Source organism: Massilia luteola (assembly GCF_034420155.1).
In the GTDB taxonomy this organism is placed as follows: domain Bacteria; phylum Pseudomonadota; class Gammaproteobacteria; order Burkholderiales; family Burkholderiaceae_D; genus Telluria; species Telluria luteola.
The window spans coordinates 349,637-370,068 of record NZ_JAXOFN010000002.1 but is presented as its reverse complement, the minus strand read 5'-3'; the positions used below and the strand labels follow the sequence as shown (position 1 = coordinate 370,068).

Genomic DNA, 20,432 nt, shown 5'->3' with positions numbered 1-20,432 from the left:
GGGATGGCCAACGTCTCGCTGCGCAAACTGAACATCGTCCTGGGCGGCAAGCCCATCATCCGCGACCTCGACCTGCACGTGGAACCGGGCGAATTCCTCGTGCTGCTCGGGCCTTCCGGCTGCGGCAAGTCGACGCTCCTGCACAGCATCGCAGGCCTGGTCGACAGCGAGTCGGGCGCCATCGAGATCGGCGGGCGCGACATGACGGACTGCGATCCGAGCGAGCGCGGGATCGGCATGGTGTTCCAGTCGTACGCGCTGTACCCGACGATGACGGTCGAGGACAATATGTCGTTCGGCCTGCGCATCGCCGGCACCCCCAAGGCCGAGATCCGGCGCCGCGTGGACCGCGCCGCTGCCATGCTGCAGCTGGACGCGCTGTTGCGGCGCAAGCCCGCGCAGCTGTCGGGCGGCCAGCGCCAGCGCGTGGCGATCGGGCGCGCGCTCGTGCGCGAGGCCCAGGTGTTCCTGTTCGACGAGCCGCTGTCGAACCTCGACGCCAAGCTGCGCGCGGAGCTGCGCCGCGAGTTGAAACTGCTGCACCAGACGCTGGGCTCGACGATGATCTACGTGACGCACGACCAGGTGGAGGCGATGACGCTCGCGAGCCGGATCGTCGTGATGGAGAAGGGGGCGATCCAGCAGGTCGGCACGCCGCTGGACGTGTACGAGCGGCCCGCGAACCGCTTCGTGGCGGGCTTCCTGGGCGCGCCGGCGATGGCGTTCGTGGACGGCGCGCTGGATGCGGCCGGGCGCTTCGGCGCCGATGGTATCGACCTCGTGCCGGCGCGCGACGTGGGTTGCCCGGCCGCGCAGCCGGCCGTGCTGGGCGTGCGGCCCGAGCACGTCGAGATCCGCGCCGACGGCGCACTGCGGGGCGAGGTGACGCTCGTCGAACCGATGGGCAATCACCAGGTCGTGTGGCTGCGCTGCGGGAAGGCACTGCTGGCCAGCATCGTGCACGATGCGCGCCGCTTCGCGCCGGGCGAACGGGTCGCGTTCGCCGTCGACGCGGCGCGGGTGTCGCTGTTCGATGCGCAGACGGGAAATCGCCTGTGAACGGCGCAAATACAGTATCCTTACGCCGCGCCGCCCCGGCGGCCCTGGCGAAACGTAGGCATTGAGGAAGAGTTTGTGGCGACTATCAAGGACGTAGCGAAGCTGGCCGGCGTCGGCCTGGGCACGGCGTCGCGCGTGGTGAGCGGGAAGGGATCGGTGTCGCCGGCGACGCTGGCACGCGTGAAGAAGGCGATCGACGAACTGGGCTTCCGGCCGTCGCACGCGGCGCGCGCGCTGCTGTCCGGGACGAGCCGCATGGTCGGCGTGTACATCCCCGTGCTGAGCGGGACGTTCTACACGCCCATCCTGCAGATCATCGACACGGAACTGCGCGCGGCCGGCGTGCACATGGTGCTGGCGTTCGGCGTCGGCCTCGGCGACGAACGCCGCCAGGCCATCGAGGGCGTCGAATTCCTCGTCGAGCGCGGCTGCGACGGCCTCGTCGTGATGACGAGCGCCCTGCAGGAAGAAGACGTGGCCGCGCTGGGCGTCAAGTCCGGCCAGCTCGTCGCGCTGAACCACAGCTTCGAATCGATGCCGGACCAGTGCTTCACCGTCGACCACGCGCTGGGCGGGCGCCTCGCCGCGCGCGCGCTGCTGGACCAGAAACACCGCAAGATCGCGGTCGTCGAAGGTCCGCGCCAGCTGGAGGACAACCGCGCCCGCATCGACGGATTCATGAGCGAGCTGCGCGAGCACGGCATCGATCCCGCCAAGGTCTGGCGCCTCGAGAGCGACTTTTCGCCGGCGGGCGGCTGGGCCGCGGCCAAGCAGCTGCTCGATTCCGGCTACGGCTGCACGGCGCTGTTCTGCGCCAACGACGAGATGGCCGTGGGCGCGCTGTCGTACTTCCAGGAGGCGGGCATCCGCGTGCCGCACGACCTGTCCGTGCTGGGCTACGACGACACGCCCAGCGCCGCGTTCTCCGCGCCGCGCCTGACGTCCGTGCACATGCCGTGGCGCGAGATGACGCAGAACGGCATCAACGCCTTGCTCAACCTGTGCTACGACATGCGCCGGCCCGTCACGCGCGAATTCCCCGTCAGCGTGACGTTGCGCGCGTCGCTCGCGACCGCGCCCAGCGGGAGGCGCAAGGCCGCCTGACGGCGCCGCCGTGACCGGGCGCGCGGCCGCATGCGCGCTTTTTTTTGCGGCGCCTCTGGAAACCTTTCCAATTACAACCATGACAGACCGACTACCATGACCACCAACGATCATTTCCCGGCCGCCGGCAGCGCCGAGCCGCACGCGCCGCGGCGCGCCGATTTCGGCGCCGACTTCCTGTGGGGCTGCGCCACCTCGTCCTACCAGATCGAGGGCGCGGGGGCCGTCGACGGCCGGGTCGAATCGATCTGGGACCGCTTCGCCGCCGCGCCGGGCAAGATCCGCGACGGCTCGTCCGGCGCCGTCGCGTGCGATCATTACCACCGCTGGCCGGAAGACCTGGACATCGGCCGCGACCTGGGCCTGAACGCCTACCGCTTCTCGATCGCGTGGCCGCGCATCTTCGACGGGACCAGCGGCAAGCCGAACGAGAAGGGCCTCGATTTCTATTCGCGCCTCGTCGACGGCATGCTGGAACGGGGCCTGCAGCCGTGGGCCACGCTGTACCACTGGGACCTGCCGCAATGGCTGCAGGACCGCGGCGGGTGGGCGGACCGCGCAACGGTCGACGCCTTCCTCGAACTGGCCGACGCGATGACGCGCCGCCTCGGCGACCGCGTGCAGCACTGGATCACGCATAACGAACCGTGGTGCACGGCCATCATCGGCAACTACGAAGGCTGGCACGCGCCGGGCGTCAAGGACCTCGGCACGGCGCTGCAGGTCGCGCATCACGTGCTGCTGTCGCACGGCAGGGCGGTGCCGGTGATCCGCGCCAACGTGCCGGATGCGCGGGTCGGCATTTCACTGAGCCTGCATCCGCTGCGTCCCGCCAGCGCCGCGCCGCGCGACGTCGCCGCGATGGAACGGCACGACGGCCTGCGCTACCGTTGGTTCCTCGACCCGCTGTATGGCCGCGGGTATCCCGAGGCGACGCTGGCGCGGGTGGGAGCGGCGGCGCCCGTCGTGCTGCCGGGCGACCTCGATGCCATCGCCGTGCCGACCGATTTCCTCGGTGTGAATTACTATTTCCCGGAGACCGTCGCGGACGACCCGGACCACGGCCCGCTCGGCGCGCGCATCCTGCCGGCGCAGGGGGAGACCACGGCGATGGGCTGGCCGGTCGCGCCGCAGGGTTTGTCGGAGCTGCTCGCGCGCATCGACCGCGACTACCGTCCCGGCCCGTTGTACGTGACGGAAAACGGCTCGTGCTACGACGACGTGGTCGGGGGCGACGGCGAGGTCCGCGACGTCGAACGGCGCCGCTACCTGATGCGCCATCTGGCCGCGCTGCGCCAGGCCGCCGCCGATGGTGTGCCGGTGAAAGGCTATTTCGCCTGGAGCCTGCTGGATAACTTCGAGTGGGCGGAAGGCTATCTGCGCCGCTTCGGCCTCGTGCACGTGGATTACGCCACGCAGCGGCGCACCTTGAAGGACAGTGCGAAGTGGTATCGCGCGTTCCTGCGCGGCGTCTGAACGCAAGCGGGCGATTGACAGCGCGGACGTTTCCATTCAATATCCACGCATGCGATTGGAAACCTTTCCAACCGCGTCGCAACCATAACGACATAACCTCTGGAGACACCCGCATGAACATCGACCGCACCATGCGCCTGGCCGTGGCGTCCGCGCTGGCGCTGGCCGCCGCCTGCGCCGCCGCCGCACCCGCGGCACCGCAGCTGGATGCCTGGCCGCGCCTGACGAGCGCCATCGCCCCGAACGCCGCGCTCGAGGCGCGCGTGCGCGAGATCGTCGGCAAGATGACGCTCGCGCAGAAGATCGGCCAGATGACGCAGGCCGAAATCAAGAGCGTGACGCCGGACGACGTGCGCACCTACTACCTCGGCTCCGTGCTGAACGGCGGCGGCAGCTGGCCGCACAACGACAAGCACGCGCACGCGGCCGACTGGCTGAAGCTGGCCGACGCGTTTTACGATGCGTCGATCGCGACCGACATGGCGGTCAAGGTCCCGATGATCTGGGGCACGGACGCCGTCCATGGCCACAACAACGTCTACGGCGCCACGATGTTCCCGCACAATATCGGCCTCGGCGCCGCGCGCGATCCGGAACTCGTGCGGGCGATCGGCGCGGCGACCGGCAAGGCCGTGCGCGCGACCGGCATCGCGTGGGTGTTCGGGCCGACGGTCGCCGTCGTGCGCGACGACCGCTGGGGGCGCACCTACGAGAGCTTCTCGGAAGACCCGCAACTCGTGAAGCGCCTGGCCGGTCCTTATGTGGCGGGGCTGCAGGGCGCGCTCAAGGGCGACGCCAACGTCATCGCCAGCATCAAGCACTACATGGGTGACGGCGGCACGGAATTCGGCGTCAACACGGGCGTCGCGAAGGTCAGCGAGCGCGACATGATGAACATCCACGCGCAAGGCTATTACGCCGGCATCGAGGCCGGCGCGCAGACCGTCATGGCCTCGTTCAACAGCTGGAACGACGTCGCCGCGGGCCACGATTACGGCAAGGTGCACGGCAGCCACGCCATGTTGACCGACATCCTCAAGGACAAGATGGGCTTCGACGGCTTCGTCGTCACCGACTGGAACGGCATCGGCGAAGTGCCGGGCTGCCGCAACGACGCCTGCGCCCAGGCCATCAACGCCGGCGTCGACATGGTGATGGTGCCGAACGACTGGAAAGCGTTCATCGCCAACACGGTCAAGGACGTCGAGGCCGGGCGGATTCGGCTGGCCCGCATCGACGACGCCGTCAGCCGCATCGTGCGGGTGAAATTGCGCGCGGGCGTGTTCGGCAAGCGGCCGTCGCAATCCGCCTGGGCCGGCAAGGATGACGCGCTGCTCGCGAAAGACCTGGGCCGCCGCGCCGTGCGCGAATCGCTCGTGCTGCTCAAGAACGAGGGCCCGGCGCTGCCGCTGGCCGCCAACAAGCACATTCTCGTCGTCGGCAAGGCGGCCGACAGCATGGCCAACCAGACCGGCGGCTGGGCGCTGACGTGGCAGGGCACGGCGAACACGAACGCGGATTTCCCGAAGGCCGACACGATCCTCGCGGGCCTCAAGGCCGCCGGCGCCGACGTCACGTACAGCGCGGATGCGGCGGATGTCGACCCGGGCAAGTTCGACGCCGTGGTCGCCGTGATCGGCGAAGGCCCGTACGCGGAAGGCGACGGCGACATTGTGCCGGCCGGGACGCTGCGCCATACGAGCCGCTATCCGGAAGATCTCGCCGTGCTGCGGAACGTGCACGGCAAGGGCAAGCCGGTCGTCACCGTGTTCCTGTCCGGCCGGCCGCTGTGGGTCAACGATTTGCTGAACCTGTCCGACACGTTCGTCGCCGCCTGGCTGCCGGGCACGGAAGGCAAGGGCGTGTCCGACCTGCTCGTCGCCGCCAAGGGCGCGAAACCTTATGAATTCACGGGCAGGCTGTCGTTCTCGTGGCCGAAGACCGTGTGCCAGACGCCGCTGAACGTCGGCGACGCCGGCTACGCACCGCTGTTCGCCTACGGCTATGGGCTCAAGCGCGACGAGCGTTCGCACGTGGGCCTGCTCGATGCCGCGTACCCGCCCGGCGGCTGCAGCGCGGCGGACACCTATCCCGTCTACGGCCACGCCGACCGCGCCAGCTTCCCCTTGCGCATCCGCAGCGACGCCAGGGTGCAGCCGCTCGGCGCGGACTTGAACGCGACCACGCGCCTGCCCGGCATCACCGCCGCCGTCGCACAGATCAAGGCGCAGCAGGACGCGAAGCTCGTCACGTGGACGGCGCCGGCCACGTTCGAGGCGCATGGCGACAAGCCGCTCGCGCTGCCGGCCGCGCTGGCGGACAAGGGGCTGCTGCGCTTCGACACGCTCGTGCAGGCCGCGCCCGCGGGCAAGGTGACGATCGCGATGGCGTGCGGCGCCAGGGCGTGCGGCACGCCGCTCGACGCCACGCGGCTGTTCACGCGCCTGGCCGGCAAGGGCCGGCAGTCGGTCGCGATCCCGCTCGCGTGCTTCCGCGCGCACGGCGCCGACCTGGCGCGCGTGGACACGCCGTTCAGCGTGACGAGCAGCGGCCCGTTCACGGCCGCTTTCGGCAACGTCGACGTGACGGCCACCGGGGACGCCATCGGCTGCGAGGAACTGCAATGAGCGCTTACCGGCTGCTCGCCGACATCGGCGGCACCAATGCCCGTTTCGCGCTGCAGGCCCCGGGCGCCGGTTGCGCCGACATCGACGTCCTGGCCTGCCGCGACCATGACCATATCGGGGCCGCGATGGACGCCTACCTGGCCGGCGCCGCCGCGCGGGGCCATGCGACGGACGGGCTGCGCCATGCCGCCATCGCCATCGCCAATCCCGTCGAAGGCGACGTCGTGAGCATGACGAACCACCACTGGCGTTTTTCCATCGCCGCGCTGCGCGCGGCGCGGGGACTGGACACGCTCCTCGTCGTCAACGATTTCGCGGCGCTCGCGATGGCCTTGCCGCACCTCGACGAGGCGGGCCGCGAACGCATCGGCGGCGCGGACGGCGCCGCGCAGGCCGGCCGGCCGATCGGCCTGATCGGACCGGGCACGGGCCTGGGCGTATCGGCCGTCGTCCCCGCGCCGGGACCGGGCGGCACGCAATGGATCGCGCTGCCGGGCGAGGGCGGCCATGCCAGCTTCGCGCCCGTCACACGGCAGGAGACGGCGCTCCTGGAGGCGCTGCGCGAAGAACACGGCCACGTGTCGGCCGAACGGCTGCTGTCCGGCCCCGGCCTGGAGGCGATCCACCGGGTGTTGGCGGGCGAACGGCTGGCCGCCGCCGCCATCACGGCGCGGGCGCTGGACGGCACGAGCGCCGCCTGCCGCGCGACGGTCGACGTGTTCTGCGCCATGCTGGGCGGCGTGGCGGGCAACGTCGCGCTGACCCTGGGCGCGACCGGCGGCATGTATATCGGCGGCGGCATCGTGCCGCGTCTCGGGCCGTTGTTCCATGCGTCCGCGTTCCGCGCGCGCTTCGAAGGCAAGGGCCGGTTGCAACCGTGGCTGGCGCGCGTCCCGACGTGGCTCGTCACGGAACCGTATCCCGCGCTGTGCGGCGTGGCCGCGATGCTCGACGCCGCATCACGACAATCATCATAACGAGGAGACCTCATGGCAGTATCACCGAACACCTCGGGGACGGCGCCGCTGGCGGCGGCACCCGGCACGTCCGCGACGAACACGGGTCCGCTCGTCATCGTCACGATCCTGTTCTTCATGTGGGGGCTGCTCACATCGCTGAACGACGTGCTGATCCCGCACCTCAAGGCCATCTACACGCTAAACTACCTGCAAGCGATGCTCGTGCAATTCTGCTTCTTCGGCGCCTATTTCATCGTGTCGCTGCCGGCCGGCGCGCTGATCCGCCGCCTCGGCTACCAGAAGGGTGCCGTCACCGGCCTGTTGATCGCGGCCGCCGGCTGCGCACTGTTCTATCCGGCCGCGCGCGGCGGCTACGGCCTGTTCCTGTTCGCCTTCTTCGTGCTGGCGGGGGGTATCACGATCCTGCAGGTCGCCGCGAACCCGTACGTCACCGTCCTCGGCCCGGCGGCCACGGCGTCGAGCCGGCTGACGTTCACGCAGGCCCTCAACTCGCTCGGCACCACGGTCGGCCCGCTGGTCGGCGGCGCCCTGATCCTGGGCGGCGCCGGCGGCCTCACGGCAGGCCAGGTCGCGGCGCTGGACGCGGCCGGGCAGGCGGCGCACCGCGCCCATGAAGCGGCCACGGTGCAGGGACCTTATCTCGCACTGGCGGCGGCGCTCGCGCTCCTGGCCGTGCTGTTCGCGCTGGCACGCCTGCCGCGCATCGACCACGCGGCAGGGGAAGCCACCGCTTCGGGCCCGGTGCTGGGCTACCGCCACCTCGTGCTGGGCGCCGTCGCCATCTTCCTGTACGTGGGCGGTGAAGTCAGCATCGGCAGCTTCCTCGTCAGTTTCCTCGGCGAGCAGCGCGTCGCCGCGCTGCCGGCGGCGCAGGCGGCCGGTTGGGTCAGCGTGTACTGGGGCGGCGCGCTGGTCGGCCGCTTCATCGGCTTCGGCGTCATGCGCGTCGTCAGTCCGGGCAAGGCGCTCGCGTTCAATGCGTGCGCCGCCATCGTGCTCGTGCTGGCGGCCATCTTCGGCGAGGGCCGCGCCGCGATGTGGGCGATCCTCGCCGTCGGGCTGTGCAACTCGATCATGTTCCCGACGATCTTCAGCATGGCCCTGCATGGCCTGGGACGCCATACCGGGCAGGGCTCCGGCATCCTGTGCATGGCCATCGTGGGCGGCGCGATCGTGCCGTTCGCGCAGGGCATGCTGGCGGACCATATCGGCGTCCAGTCGTCGTTCCTCGTGCCGGCCGCGTGCTATGGCTTCATCCTGTTCTTCGGGCTGAAATACGCCAACCTGCATCGCCGCCAGGGCCAGGCGGCCTGACGCTGGCCTTCCGGCCGGGTTTTGCAGTAGAATGCCGGCATCCCATTGGGGAGTAGCCTGCTTCCGTCCACGCGGAAGTTCCCGTATCAACATACTCGACGGTCCATCGCCGTCGTGGTACGGGCAGCCGTTTCGGTTGGCAAGACCTTTGGTATGCCTGCGCGTTCATCGGGCCGCGCCGGCATGCCATCGTCATTAGCCCGACCGGAACCGTAATGAATTTCCTCGCCACCGCCGCACTCGCCCTCGCCATGTCCACCGACGCATTCGCCGTCGCCGTCGGCAAGGGGGCCGCGCTGCAACGTCCGCACTTCCGCGAAGCCCTGCGCACGGGCGCCATCTTCGGCGTCATCGAAGGCATCACGCCCGTCATCGGCTGGGCCCTCGGCCACGTCGCCGCGCCGTATGTCGAAGCGTGGGACCACTGGATCGCGTTCACGCTGCTGGTCCTGCTCGGCCTGCGCATGATCCGCGAAGGCTTGTGGGGCGCGGACGACGACGAGGACGAAAAGCCGTCCTCGCACTCGTTCTGGCTGCTGGCCGTGACCGGATTCGCGACCAGCATCGATGCGCTGGCCGTCGGCGTGGGCCTCGCGTTCATGGATGCGAACATCGTCACGACGGCAGGCGCCATCGGGCTGTCGACGTTCATCATGGTGACGCTGGGCGTGATGGTGGGCCGCGGCCTCGGCAAGCTGGTGGGCAAGCGCGCGGAGGTGGTGGGCGGCGTCGTGCTGGTCGCGATCGGGGCGCTGATCCTGTATGAGCACATCGGCCACGCTTGACGCCGCGCCGATAAAAAAACGGCGGCCGGTTTCCCGGCCGCCGTCGTCAGGTTCGCTTCCGACGAGATGCCGCCCGTGCCCGTGTTGTCGAGCCGCGGTGCCGACAGCGTCAGGTCGCCGGCCGTGTGGATGGCGCCTTCGTTGCGCACGCTCGCCGTGCCCGCGATCGTGCTGGCGCTGCCGTCCATGCCCATCAGGACGACGCCGGGCGGTGGACGTATCGACGGCCGGCAGCCGCGCCAGCGGGCGAGCAGATTCGCGGAACGTGATGGTCAAGACGCGCGCTGGCCCGGCGTCGCCGGCCTTGCGGCGGACGCGCGCGGACCAGGCGCCGCCTGCGCTCGCGCGTTCAGCCGTTCGCGGCGCGCGCGCCGGGCGCCGGCGCGCGCGCCGTCCAGCGCCGTGTGAGCCATGCGCGCACCGGCTCGTCGTAATACTTGAGCAGCAACCAGGCCAGCGCCACGCACACGCAGAACGTCGCCGCCGCGACGGGCAAGCCGTCCCGCAGCGACAGATGGTGTTCGTTGACCCACGCCGTGTAGGCGTACACGAACGGGTAGTGGACGATGTACAGCGGGTACGACAGCCCGCCCAGCGCGGCGCACGCGCGGCCCGTGCGCGCACCCGCGCGGGCGCTGGCGCCGAGCCACACCACCGCCGGGAACACGACGATGATGCAGAGCGCTTCGTACAGGCCGTTCATCCACAGGGTGTCCGGGCCGCCGATGCGCGGCAGGACCATCGTCGCGAACAGGAGCGCGGCGCTCCAGGCAAAGCCGTGCGCGACGCGGCCCGGGCGCACGACGCGCGACAGGAGCAGTCCCGCGCAGAACGGATACATCAGGCGCGTGAGGCCCAGCTGGAACTGCACCGGTTCCAGCGACCAGCCCCCGATCACGTCGCCGTTCGGTCCCGCCAGCAGGTAGTGCGCGAGGACCGCGCCGGCCAGCAGCGCGAGCACCGCCAGCATCCGGTTCGGCAGGCGCCGCAGCACGAACGCGTACAGCACGTTCGCCACGTATTCGAAGAACAGCGACCACGCGGGGCCGTTCAGCGGGTGCATCTCGCCCCAGCCGCGCAGGTCCATCGACGGCGGCACGGGCAGCAGGGTCATGCCGATCACCATGACGAGCAGGACGCGCCACAACGGCGTGTCCGCGATCATCGGGAAGAACGGTCCGCCCTGGAAGTAGAACGCGAGCGCGCCGACGGCCATCGCGACGACGATCATCGGATGGAGGCGGATCAGGCGGCGCTTGAAGAATTCGCCCGTCGACATCCCCGGCCAGCGGTCGTCGTACGCATAGCCGATGACGAAGCCGGACAGCAGGAAGAAGAAGTCCACGGCCAGGTAGCCGTGGTTGATGACCTGGGCGAAGCGGCTGACCGCATGCGCCTCGCACAGGTGGAACGCGACGACCGTCAGCGCCGCGACGCCGCGCAGGCCGTCGAGGACCGGGTAGTGCCGCTTGGTGTCGGCGAAGCCGGCCGCTCCGCTCACGGCTTGCCCGCCGGGCAGTAGCGCTCCACGTAGTGCTGGTGCGGTGGCAGTTGCGACGCCGTGCGGCGCACGTTGCCGCGGATGCCGTCCAGGAAGCCGCGCAATTCGTCGTCGCCCATCAGGTCCGCGCTCGGATGCCAGCGTTCCGGCGTCAAACCCTGGCCCAGCATCACCTGCACCCACGAGTTCTCGGCGAACAGCTCGTTCGCGTAGCGGAACACGCGCCCGCCGTCGCGGAACAGGTCGATGCGGTGCTGCAGGCTATCCGGCACGGCCATGGTCGCGGCGTCGTGCCAGTACGGCGAGTCGTGGCGGTTCGTGACCTTGTAGTGCAGGATGATGAAGTCGCGGATCGTGCGGACGTCGTCCTCGCTCTGGACGTTGAACTCGTCGATGTCGGATTGCTGGATGCCGTGCGACGGGAAGGTCTGCAGCAGGCGCACGATGCCGCGCTGGATCAGGTGGATGCTGGTCGACTCGATCGGTTCCAGGAAGCCGGCCGCGAGCCCGAGGCCGATGCAGTTGCCGATCCAGACCCGCTTGCGCTGGCCGGGCTTGAAGCGGATCACGCGCGGCTCGGTTAGCGCCTTGCCCTCGATATTGCCGAGCAGCGTGGCGCGCGCCGTGTCTTCGTCGATGTAGCGGCTGGAGTACACGATGCCGTTGCCGGTGCGGTGCTGCAGCGGGATGCGCCACTGCCAGCCCCAGTCGTGCGCCATCGAGCGCGTCAGCGGGACGGCCGGGCCGGTGGATTCGGTCTGCACGGCGATCGCGCTGTCGTTGAACAGCCATTGCGACCAGTCCTCGTAGGCCTCGCCCATCGTCTGGCCCAGCAGCAGCGCGCGAAAGCCCGTGCAGTCGATGAACAAATCGCCCTCGACGCGCGTGCCCGAGTCCAGCACCAGCGCGGTGATGTGGCCCGTGGCCGGGTCGGTGTCGACGCCGGTGATCTTGGCCTCGATGCGCTCGGCGCCGAAGTGTTCGGAGAAGCGCCGCAGGTAGCGGGCGTAGCGCGTCGCGTCCAGGTGGTAGGCGTAGTTGATGCCCTGGTTCGGCAGGTGGCCGAAGCGTTTTTCCTGCGCGGCGACCAGCTCGAGGCAGTAGTCGCCGTAGTCGCCGGCCAGGCCGCGCTCGCGGCCCTTGAGCCAGAAGTGCTGGAAGCCGGCCGTCCAGTGGTCCGTCCCCGTCATGCCGAACGAATGGATGTAGTCTTCGCCGCGCGCGCGCCAGCCTTCGAAGCTGATGCCCAGCTTGAACGTGGCCTGCGTGGCGGCCATGAATTCCTGTTCGCCGATGTCGAGCAGGCGGTGGAAATGCACGAGGCTCGGGATCGTCGCCTCGCCCACGCCCACGGTGCCGATTTCGTCCGACTCGACGAGCTTGATGTCGATGACCTTGCCGAGGGTGCGCGACAGTGCCGCCGCGGCCATCCACCCGGCGGTGCCGCCGCCGGCGATCACGACGCGGCGGATCGGGCCGCCGCGGCCCTGCTGGTTGTTGTTGTCCATGTCTCCTCCTGGCTTGATTTACCTGTTGATGCGGCGCAGCAGCTGCCCGCGCAGCACGCGCGCGCCGTCGTCGTCGAGCGGCGCCAACGCATAGCGCGCATTCGCCGGCAGGTGCGCGAGGTGCTCGGCATCCGGCTCGAAGATGTAGTGGCGGAAGATCTCCTGCCACGCGCGGCGCTGTTCGGGCGGCAGTTCGCGCATCGTCAGGATCGCGAGCATCAGCGCATTGGTCGGCGTGTCCATGTAGTCCGGCGACTGGCGCCACCAGTAGTTCACGAGCACGTTGAACGCGGACAGCGCTTCCACGTGGTGCCACCACATCGACGGGATGAACAGCGCGTCGCCCGGTCCCATCTCGGCCACTTCCGCATGTGCCATGGCTTCGGCGTAGCGCGGAAAGCGTTCGAGGTCCGGATTGCGCACGTCGACAAGGCTGATGGCCTGCCCGGCCGGATTGAAGTCGAGCGGACCGACGTACAGGTTTTTCAGCTGGTCCGGCGGGAACAGCGTGAAACGGCGCTCGCCGACGGCGACGACGGCCAGGTTGTCCGGCAGGTCGTAGTGCGTGGCGACGACGGTGCGGTTGCCGATCCAGATGCTGGCCAGCGCGTCGCGGCCGCCGAGATCGACGTCGTTCTCCGCACGCAGGCCGGGCAGGGCACCGTCGATCGACGTCGAGCCGACATAGATCGCGCCGGGATCGGGACGCGCGCGGTGGGCCGCCAGCTCATCGAGCACCTGGTCGAGCCGCCCCCGCACGTTGTGGAAGTTGAAGCCGGTGATATCGTCGTTGTAGAAGAAGCGGCCGCCGATCTGCGGCGGGCCGAGCATCGCGTTCACGGTCGCGTCGCGATAAAACCCGCGCAGGTAGGCCTCGGCGCCGGCCGCCGATTCGCGCCCGGCGCGCACGAGCGGCCAGCCGGCGGCGAGGCCGCGCACGACGTACGGCCGCGTGGCGCGCAGCATCTCGTCCGGCAGCTTGCCGTCGACCGCCGCCACTTCGCGCACGTGGTTAGCGGTGGCCGTCATTGGCGCGGTTCTTCCGTTGGATCAGGGCGCGGAACTGGGCCAGCGACGCCACCGCCATGTAGATGGCCTGCAGGTAGCCGTCGCGGTGCAGGCGCGCGAGCTGCTCGGCCGTCAGCTGCGCCAGGCGGTCTTCGTTGATCGTGTAGAAGCCGGCCAGGCGGTTTTGCGAGCCGTCGTCCAGTTCGACGTCGAGCACGAACGATTCGAGCAGTTCCAGTTCGACGAGCGCGCCGACGAACGCGCGCGACGCGGCCATGCCTTCGTGGATCGTGCGCAGCACTGAGCTGATGCGCTCCAGGTACTCGCTGGTGCCGCCGTAGGTGAGGAACAGCGCCTCGCCCTCGATGCCGCCGTCGCGCACGCGCGGGCTGTCCAGGTCGATGTGGACGGCGAGGTCCTCCCCGCCGCGGCCGATCATGAACGGCTGGCGCTCGACCGTGAGCGGAATCGCCGGCGCGTCCCAGCCGTCCGGGGCCAGGAACAGGTTCTCGCCCTGTTCGAAGCCGAGCAGGGCGACGGCGTCGTAGCCGCCGTTGCCGTCCTGCGCGAAGACGATCGGGTAGCAGGCCTGCAGGTCGCGGAATTCGGCGGGGAAGGTCAGCGCGGACATCACGGCGTCGCCATAGGCCGCGCCGCGGGTGGTGACGATGCGCAGGTTCTTGTGGTCGACGTTGTTCAGGGGTGCATGGTTGGCCATCGGTCTCGTAGTCTCTCGTTTGTCGTTATTGTGGCGGCGTGCCGGCTAAGGGGCCGGCATGCCGTAGTCGCGGATGTGGTCGAGCATCGCGCGGTTCGCGGGCAGCAGCGGCAGCATGCGGGCGGTGAGCCGCGCGGCCTCGCGGAAATACTGGGCGGCGGCATCCGGCAGGTCCGACGCACGCCCGGAAAACTCGGGCCGGAAGCCCATCCCATACAGGATGTACTGCCAGCTGGCGGACGGGAAGATCTCCTCGATGCGCGGAAAGTCGCGCCGCGACGGTGCGCGCGTGCGCCACAGCGCGAGCAGTTCGCGCAGGCGCGGCGACTGCGTGCGTGCGGCGCGGTGATCCAGCCAGTAGGCCGAATCCGTGCGCCTGGACAGCACGTAATGCAGCTTGAGGAAGTCGATGATGCGCTCCCACCGGTACGTGAACGCCTCGTTGAAGCGGGCGGCGATCGTGTCCATCTGGGCGCGCGTGGCCGGCAGGTCGTCCGCCAGCCAGGCCGCGGACAGTTCCACGAGCGCGAGTGCGGACGCTTCCAGCGGCTCGATGAACCCGGCGGACAGGCCGATCGCGACGACGTTGCGCTCCCAGAAGCGCGCGCGGTAGCCGGGGTCGAACGCGATCTTGCGCGGCGCGGGAATGTCGCCCTCGATGCCGGTGGCGGACAGGTAGGCGCGCAAGGTCTGCTCGGCCGCGTCGTCGGTGCAGTGGGCGCTCGAATACACGTAGCCGATGCCGCGCCGGGCGGGCAGGCCGATGTCCCAGATCCAGCCGCAGGACTGCGCCGTGGACGTGGTCTGCGACGCGATCGGCGCATCGTGCGCGGGGTAGGGCACCTGCACGGCGAGCGCGCGGTCGTTGAACAGCACGTCGCGCTGCGACACGAACGGCACGCCGTAGTGGCGGCCCAGCAGCAGCGACGCCATGCCGGTGCAGTCGACGAACAGGTCGCCTTCCACGACGCCGGCCTCGCGCGTGCGCAGGGCCTGGATGTCGCCCGTCGCGTCGCCGGCGTCCGTTGAAATGATGTCGACCACGTGGGCCAGCACGTGGCGCACGCGCAGCTGTTCCGTGCAGTGCTTTTGCAGGAAGGCGCCGAACTTGCCTGCGTCCAGGTGGTAGCCGTAGTTGGCGACGCCCGCGTATTCCGGCGTCTGCGGCTGTTTCGGCGCGCGGCCCTGCTGGCACAGGTGCGGCTGGTAGCTCACGAGGTCGGCGAACGGCACGTCGCGGTGCCCATGCTGCCAGGCGGCCGCCAGATTGGCGTCGCCATAGCCCTGGGGCAGCGAAAAGGGGTGGAAATAGACGTCGGCGTCGCTGCCGTCGACCCAGCGGTCGAAGCGCGAGCCCTGCTTGAACGCGGCGTCGCATTCGCGGAAGAACGCGGCCTCGGAGACGCCGATGCGCTGCAGCGTCTCGCGCATGGACGGCCACGTGCCCTCGCCGACGCCGATGGGCGGCACGCCCGGCGATTCGACGAGCGTGACGGTCAGGCGCGGGTGTTCGACGGCCAGGATGGCCGCCGTCAGCCAGCCGGCGGAGCCGCCGCCGACCACTACGACGTGTTCGATGGGATTACTCATCTCAGCTTCCATTTTTTCGGTACGCCGCATGAGTCTACCCGAAGTGCTGAATTTGGAACAACTTTTTATTCGTTGAAACCGATTACGGCAGGTCGCACGTGCGCTAAATGGCGACCCATATTACGTAATACCCGTCGTTTTCGCGCAGGCGGGAACCCGATTTTGCGGACTGCGGATACAAAATTGGGTCCCCGCCTGCGCGGGGACGACGACTCTTGCTGTGCGATCCTGCGTCAGAACTTGTAGCGCGCGCCCACCATGTAGCGCGGACCGGACTGGGTCACGTACAGCGCCTGCTGCGTCGTGCGGCCGTGCACGCGGTTCGTCTCGTTCGTCAGGTTGATGGCTTCGAGCTGGACGCTCAGTTTCGGCGTCAGATTGTAGCCCACCGACAGATCGAGCTGGCCGTACGGTTCCACGTAGTTCGGGTTCGGACCGGCGCCGTCGAACGTCGACGACAGGAACTCGCCGCGCCAGTTGTACGCGGCGCGCACGTTCCACTTGTCGTTCTCGTAGATGCCGACCAGGTTGGCGGAATTCGACAGGCCGACCAGCGCGAACTGCTCGCCGACGCTGCCGTTGTCGTAGCGCAGGCCCGAGTGGACGTACGTGTAGTTGGCCGAGATGCCGAAGCCGGTGTTGCCGAACATGTGCTGGAGGTTGAATTCCAGGCCGTTCAGGCTCGCCTTCTTCTGGTTCGAGAACGACGTGATCTGGAAGTGCGCCACCGGGTCGCCCGGCTGGCCGACGATGTTGCCGGTCGGGTTGCCGCTGCTGTCCACGCCCGTCACCGTCACGCCCGCCGCCGTCGGGTGGTGCGTGAAGATGTAGTTGCGGATACAGGACGGGTCCGTGCCGCAGCCGGCGGCCGACGCTTCGTTCCACAGCGCGCCGCCGACCGGCGTGTGCAGGTTGAACGGCGTGGCGTCGAGCTTCGACTGGCCCGCGTAGTTCTCCAGGTCCTTATAGAACGCGTTGATCGAGAAGAAGCTGTCCTTCGCGTAGTACCACTCCCACGACAGGTCGAAGTTCTTCGACTTGACGGGCTTCAGCGCCGGATTGCCCTGCGAACCGGTGCCGCCGTCGACGCGCGCCAGCGTATTCAGGATCTGGCCGCCGGCGATCTGGTCGTAGCGCGGACGGCCGATCGTCTCGCCGTAGCTCGCGCGCACCTTCATGTCGGCGCGGACGTCCATGTCCCAGTCGATCGACGGGAGCAGGTTGTGGTACTTGCCGTTCAGCGTGGTGAACGACGGGTCGCCGAACTGCACGGGGAACTCGTTCGCGGACACCATCGTGATCGACGTCGCCGTCGGCACCAGGGCCGTGGAGACGACGTCGGTCTTTTCGTAGCGCAGGCCGACCGCCGTGTGCATCGGCAGCGCCGTGTCCCAGTCGGTATTGAACTGCAGGTACAGGCTCTTCGACTTTTCCTCGGTCCGCTGGTCGGTGTCGAAGGTGTTCTTCGGCAGGTACAGGGCGGGGAGGCCGGACGCCTGCGCCGCCGCGTCGCGCACCTGTGCGAAGTTGAAGGTGTAGAAGGTGTTGAACAGGTTCGGGTTCTGGCTGCCGGCCAGCTGGTCGAAGTACTGGCGAATCGTGTCGGCGTGCCACAGGCTGCTCGGGTAGTCGGACGGCTTCGTCGCGCCGGTCCAGGTGTCGCGCTGCTGGGTCGAGAACGCGGAGCGGTTCTTGACGTTGACGGCGCCGAGGCCGAAATTCAGGTTCGACGAATCCAGCATGCGCAGGCGGCCCTTGAACTGGACCTGCGAGATGTCGCCCTTCATGTAGCCGTTCTGGAAGACGGAGCCGGTGACCTGCTGCGGCGCGTTCACGAAGTCGGCGCCCTTGATCGACAGGACCGGGAATTCCTGCGAGAAGTCGGCCGTCGTGTCGCCGCGCGAGAAGCTCGCGGTGCCCAGCGTGTTGTTCGAACCGAACGGGCTGTCGGCCTTCGATTCGGCGGTCGAATGGTGCGCATCGAATTCCAGCTTGAGGTCCTTGGTCGCGCGCCACTGCGTGTTGAAGCCGAGCGACTTGTTCTGGGTCTTGGTGGCGAAGTCGGCGCCGCCCATCGCGATGTCGCTGTTCCCTGCCGGGATGAATTCACTGTAGACGAGCGGCGCGGCGATCGGACCGTTGGTCCAGGACGAGGCGGACGGGCCGAAATTGAACCAGGCCGACACGTCGTTGCGCTTCGTCTGCAGCTTGTTTTCCGAGTAGGTGTAGTCGAGGGTGGTCGTCAGTTCCTTGACCGGCGCCCACTGCAAGGTGAGCTGGCCGTTGGTGCGCTTGCGCTTCACGCCCGTCATGCTGTAGTTGAGGTTCTGCGGCACCTGGTAGATGTCGGTGGGCTTGGGACGGTTCGTGATGTTTTCCGAACCCGGGGTGCTCGGCTGCGGAATCGTGCCCCAGTTGTTCTCGTCGCCGCGGAACGGGCCTTTCCAGCCGCTCGACACGGACGCCTGGTTGAAGCCCAGGTTGCGCTCCTGGTAGCTGGCGGAGACGCCCAGGCCCCAGTGGCCGTCCTTCGACGTCGTCGAATAGATGCCCGAGAATTCCGGCGTCGTCGAGTTGCTGGCCTTGACGTCGCCCGGCAGGTTGTTGTTCGACGTGTCGTGCACGGCCTTGATGCCGATGCTCGACCATGTGCCCAGCTTGTCCAGCGGACGCGCCGTGATCACGTTGACGGTGGCGCCGATGCCGCCGGTCGGGGTCTCGGCGCGGCTGGTCTTGTAGACCTGCAGCTGCGAGATCGCTTCCGACGCCAGGTTCGAGAAGTCGAACGAGCGGCCGTTCAGGTCGCCCAGGTTCGACGTCGGCATCTGGCGGCCGTTCAGCAGCACCATGTTGAAGTCGGGGCCCACGCCGCGCACCGTGATCTTCTGGCCTTCGCCGTTGACGCGGTCGATCGACACGCCGGAGATGCGCTGCAGCGATTCGGCCAGGTTCGTGTCGGGGAATTTGCCGATGTCCTCGGCGACGATGCCGTCGACGATGCCGTCCGACTGGCGCTTGAGGTTCAGCGACGACGCCAGGGACTGGCGCAGGCCGGTCACGACGACCTGCTGGACGGCGGTGGTGGGGATGTCGCCGCCGCGGCTGTCTTCCGTCGCGCCGGTCTGGGCATGGGCCGGGATGATGGCGGCGCAGGCGCTGGCCACAGCCAGGCTCATCAGTTTTTGGTTTGCCTTGGGGTAATGCATTAGGTCTCCTCTGCTTTTCTCTGTTTGTTCTTCACCGCGTCGGACGTGGAAACGTTTCCATATCGTGGTCGAATCTTATGTTCAGAAAAAACAATTGTCAACGGAATATTCCATGGTGCGTGGCCGAAACAGCACACCTGCGAAACCGGCTGCGTTGACATCGAAAAATCGGTGGTGCTATATTGGAAACTGGATGGGAACGTTTCCAAGTTACGGCCTGTTTGGAGGAAAACCGGTCCGGACGCGGCAACGGCGTTCCGCCTCTTGGACGCTCGTCGACGATGTGTGCGTGTGCAAGCGCGTACGTGAATGGTCCGGCAAGACGAAGTTAGCGCTCCCATGGCATCATGACGGACTGTGGCGCCGCGCGGGGCGGCGCCGGGCGGGTCATGGAGAGACGCATGCGGTTCGGGACGTGGTGGGCGGTGGGGGTGACGGTATTGACGATGGCGGGCTGCGCGCCGCCGCTGCGGCCCCTGCAATCGTTGTCCGATCCGGAAGTCCAGCGCATCATGCGGCGCGAGCAGGTGCAGGGCCTGGCGCTGGCCACGATCGAGAACGGCAAGGTCGCGAAAGTGCGGGTGTACGGCACGCGCAACGCGGCCCTCGGCCAGCCGCTGACGCCCGACACGGTCATGGCCGGCGCGTCACTGACCAAGACGGCGTTCGCCTACATGGTGCTGCAGCTGGCCGACGAGGGCAGGCTGGACCTCGACGCACCCGTCACGAAGCTGCTGCCGCTCCCGCTGCCCGCGTACCGCGAGCGGCCCTTCGATTTCTCCGACCTCGCGGACGATCCGCGCTGGCAGGCGCTCACCCCGCGCATGCTGCTCGCGCACGCCGGCGGCTTCGCCAACTTCCGCTGGCTGGAGCCGGGCAGCCACCTGCGCATCCACTTCGACCCGGGCAGCCGTTATGCGTATTCGGGCGAGGGCTATATGCTGCTGCAGTTGATCGTCGAACGGGGCCTCGGGCTGGATGTCGCGCAGGAGATGCAGCGCCGCGTGTTCGACCGCTTCGGCATGCGCAACACGAGCATGCACTGGCGCGCGGACTTCGCGGAGAACGTGGCCGACGGCTATGGCTTCGACGGCGCCGCCCAGCCGCACGAGCGGCGCTACCGCGTGCACGCGGCCGGCTCGATGGATACGACGATCGCCGACCAGGCGAAGCTGTGGGCCGGCATCATGCGCGGCGACGGCCTGCGTCCGGACACCCGCGCCGCGTTCGCGACGGGCTGGCTGCCCATCGCGTCGCGCCACCAGTTCCCGACCCTCGCCGGCGGCGACACCGCATGGCCGCAGAAGCTGGCGGCGGGCCTGGGCGTCGTCACGTTCGAGGACCGGTCGGGCCCCGGCTGGTTCAAGGGCGGCCACGACGACACGACGGCCGACTTCGTGCTGTGCCTGGAGACGGGCCAGCGCTGCGTCGTGCTGCTGTCGAACGACGTGCGCGCGGAACGCCTGTATCCGGAACTGGGCCGGCAGGCGCTCGGGCCCGACGACATGCCGTGGAGCTGGGAATATGACTGGATGGACGCGCCCTGACGCGGGCCG

General features: G+C 68.8%; 14 protein-coding genes, 1 pseudogene and 1 riboswitch. Of the genes and pseudogenes, 8 read left to right on the top strand and 7 right to left on the bottom strand.

The genetic code is table 11. From position 1 onward, the window contains the following. Positions 1-3: 3 nt before the first annotated feature. The 7 genes from U9J41_RS04665 to mntP all read left to right on the top strand — a co-directional run bounded on the left by U9J41_RS04665 (position 4) and on the right by mntP (position 9,345). Positions 4-1,059, top strand: a complete 1,056-nt coding sequence (locus U9J41_RS04665) for an ABC transporter ATP-binding protein (protein WP_322400525.1) — start codon at positions 4-6, stop codon at positions 1,057-1,059. A 75-nt stretch (positions 1,060-1,134) separates the two neighbouring features. Continuing rightward, positions 1,135-2,163 (top strand): LacI family DNA-binding transcriptional regulator, encoded by a 1,029-nt coding sequence (locus tag U9J41_RS04660; RefSeq protein WP_322400524.1) that lies wholly within the window; start codon positions 1,135-1,137, stop codon positions 2,161-2,163. Positions 2,164-2,259: 96 nt separating this feature from the next. Further along, a complete protein-coding gene (locus U9J41_RS04655) occupies positions 2,260-3,639 on the top strand; it encodes a GH1 family beta-glucosidase (protein WP_322400523.1) in 1,380 nt (459 codons plus the stop codon). Positions 3,640-3,752: 113 nt separating this feature from the next. Further along, positions 3,753-6,266, top strand: a complete 2,514-nt coding sequence (locus U9J41_RS04650) for a glycoside hydrolase family 3 protein (RefSeq protein ID WP_322400522.1) — start codon at positions 3,753-3,755, stop codon at positions 6,264-6,266. Continuing rightward, positions 6,263-7,243 carry a glucokinase gene (locus U9J41_RS04645; protein ID WP_322400521.1) on the top strand — a complete coding sequence of 327 codons (981 nt, stop codon included), beginning with the start codon at positions 6,263-6,265 and terminating at the stop codon, positions 7,241-7,243. The genes U9J41_RS04650 and U9J41_RS04645 overlap by 4 nt, the downstream gene beginning before the upstream one ends. Positions 7,244-7,255: 12 nt before the next feature. Beyond that, positions 7,256-8,560 carry a sugar MFS transporter gene (locus tag U9J41_RS04640; protein WP_322400520.1) on the top strand — a complete coding sequence of 435 codons (1,305 nt, stop codon included), beginning with the start codon at positions 7,256-7,258 and terminating at the stop codon, positions 8,558-8,560. A 34-nt stretch (positions 8,561-8,594) separates the two neighbouring features. Then, positions 8,595-8,769: riboswitch (yybP-ykoY riboswitch) on the top strand. 6 nt (positions 8,770-8,775) lie between these two features. Continuing rightward, positions 8,776-9,345, top strand: coding sequence for a manganese efflux pump MntP (gene mntP, locus U9J41_RS04635; protein ID WP_322400519.1), 570 nt, complete (start codon positions 8,776-8,778; stop codon positions 9,343-9,345). Between the two features lie 80 nt (positions 9,346-9,425). Here the strand turns inward: mntP and U9J41_RS29305 are convergent. From U9J41_RS29305 to U9J41_RS04600, 7 genes and pseudogenes are all read right to left on the bottom strand, one after another. After that, positions 9,426-9,533, bottom strand: a pseudogene (locus U9J41_RS29305) (hypothetical protein); the annotation flags it as partial. 161 nt (positions 9,534-9,694) lie between these two features. Beyond that, entirely contained in the window at positions 9,695-10,846 is a 1,152-nt protein-coding gene (locus tag U9J41_RS04625; RefSeq protein ID WP_322400517.1) for an acyltransferase family protein, read from the bottom strand. Beyond that, the gene (locus U9J41_RS04620) at positions 10,843-12,354 is read right to left on the bottom strand and encodes a tryptophan halogenase family protein (RefSeq protein ID WP_322400516.1); all 1,512 of its coding nucleotides are present in this window, start codon (positions 12,352-12,354) and stop codon (positions 10,843-10,845) included. Before U9J41_RS04620 ends, U9J41_RS04625 begins: the two co-directional genes overlap by 4 nt. An 18-nt stretch (positions 12,355-12,372) precedes the next feature. Next, positions 12,373-13,383 (bottom strand): cupin-like domain-containing protein, encoded by a 1,011-nt coding sequence (locus tag U9J41_RS04615; protein WP_322400515.1) that lies wholly within the window; start codon positions 13,381-13,383, stop codon positions 12,373-12,375. Further along, positions 13,367-14,080 (bottom strand): SapC family protein, encoded by a 714-nt coding sequence (locus U9J41_RS04610; protein WP_322400514.1) that lies wholly within the window; start codon positions 14,078-14,080, stop codon positions 13,367-13,369. The genes U9J41_RS04615 and U9J41_RS04610 overlap by 17 nt, the downstream gene beginning before the upstream one ends. Before the next feature lie 45 nt (positions 14,081-14,125). Further along, positions 14,126-15,670 (bottom strand): tryptophan halogenase family protein, encoded by a 1,545-nt coding sequence (locus tag U9J41_RS04605; RefSeq protein WP_322400513.1) that lies wholly within the window; start codon positions 15,668-15,670, stop codon positions 14,126-14,128. Between the two features lie 233 nt (positions 15,671-15,903). Further along, the gene (locus U9J41_RS04600; protein ID WP_322400512.1) at positions 15,904-18,846 is read right to left on the bottom strand and encodes a TonB-dependent receptor; all 2,943 of its coding nucleotides are present in this window, start codon (positions 18,844-18,846) and stop codon (positions 15,904-15,906) included. A 431-nt stretch (positions 18,847-19,277) separates the two neighbouring features. Here U9J41_RS04600 and U9J41_RS04595 point away from each other — a divergent pair, with 431 nt between their 5' ends. Then, a complete protein-coding gene (locus tag U9J41_RS04595) occupies positions 19,278-20,423 on the top strand; it encodes a serine hydrolase domain-containing protein (RefSeq protein WP_322400511.1) in 1,146 nt (381 codons plus the stop codon). The last annotated feature ends 9 nt before the right edge of the window (positions 20,424-20,432 follow it).

What these genes read in the sequence shown, in the direction of transcription:
- U9J41_RS04665 (WP_322400525.1), top strand. Translation starts at nt 4, where the DNA reads ATGGCCAACGTCTCGCTGCGCAAACTGAACATCGTCCTGGGCGGCAAG.
- U9J41_RS04655 (WP_322400523.1), top strand. Translation starts at nt 2,260, where the DNA reads ATGACCACCAACGATCATTTCCCGGCCGCCGGCAGCGCCGAGCCGCAC.
- U9J41_RS04650 (WP_322400522.1), top strand. Translation starts at nt 3,753, where the DNA reads ATGAACATCGACCGCACCATGCGCCTGGCCGTGGCGTCCGCGCTGGCG.
- U9J41_RS04645 (WP_322400521.1), top strand. Translation starts at nt 6,263, where the DNA reads ATGAGCGCTTACCGGCTGCTCGCCGACATCGGCGGCACCAATGCCCGT.
- U9J41_RS04640 (WP_322400520.1), top strand. Translation starts at nt 7,256, where the DNA reads ATGGCAGTATCACCGAACACCTCGGGGACGGCGCCGCTGGCGGCGGCA.
- mntP (WP_322400519.1), top strand. Translation starts at nt 8,776, where the DNA reads ATGAATTTCCTCGCCACCGCCGCACTCGCCCTCGCCATGTCCACCGAC.
- U9J41_RS04620 (WP_322400516.1), bottom strand. Translation starts at nt 12,354, where the DNA reads ATGGACAACAACAACCAGCAGGGCCGCGGCGGCCCGATCCGCCGCGTC.
- U9J41_RS04615 (WP_322400515.1), bottom strand. Translation starts at nt 13,383, where the DNA reads ATGACGGCCACCGCTAACCACGTGCGCGAAGTGGCGGCGGTCGACGGC.
- U9J41_RS04610 (WP_322400514.1), bottom strand. Translation starts at nt 14,080, where the DNA reads ATGGCCAACCATGCACCCCTGAACAACGTCGACCACAAGAACCTGCGC.
- U9J41_RS04605 (WP_322400513.1), bottom strand. Translation starts at nt 15,670, where the DNA reads ATGAGTAATCCCATCGAACACGTCGTAGTGGTCGGCGGCGGCTCCGCC.
- U9J41_RS04600 (WP_322400512.1), bottom strand. Translation starts at nt 18,846, where the DNA reads ATGAGCCTGGCTGTGGCCAGCGCCTGCGCCGCCATCATCCCGGCCCAT.
- U9J41_RS04595 (WP_322400511.1), top strand. Translation starts at nt 19,278, where the DNA reads ATGCGGTTCGGGACGTGGTGGGCGGTGGGGGTGACGGTATTGACGATG.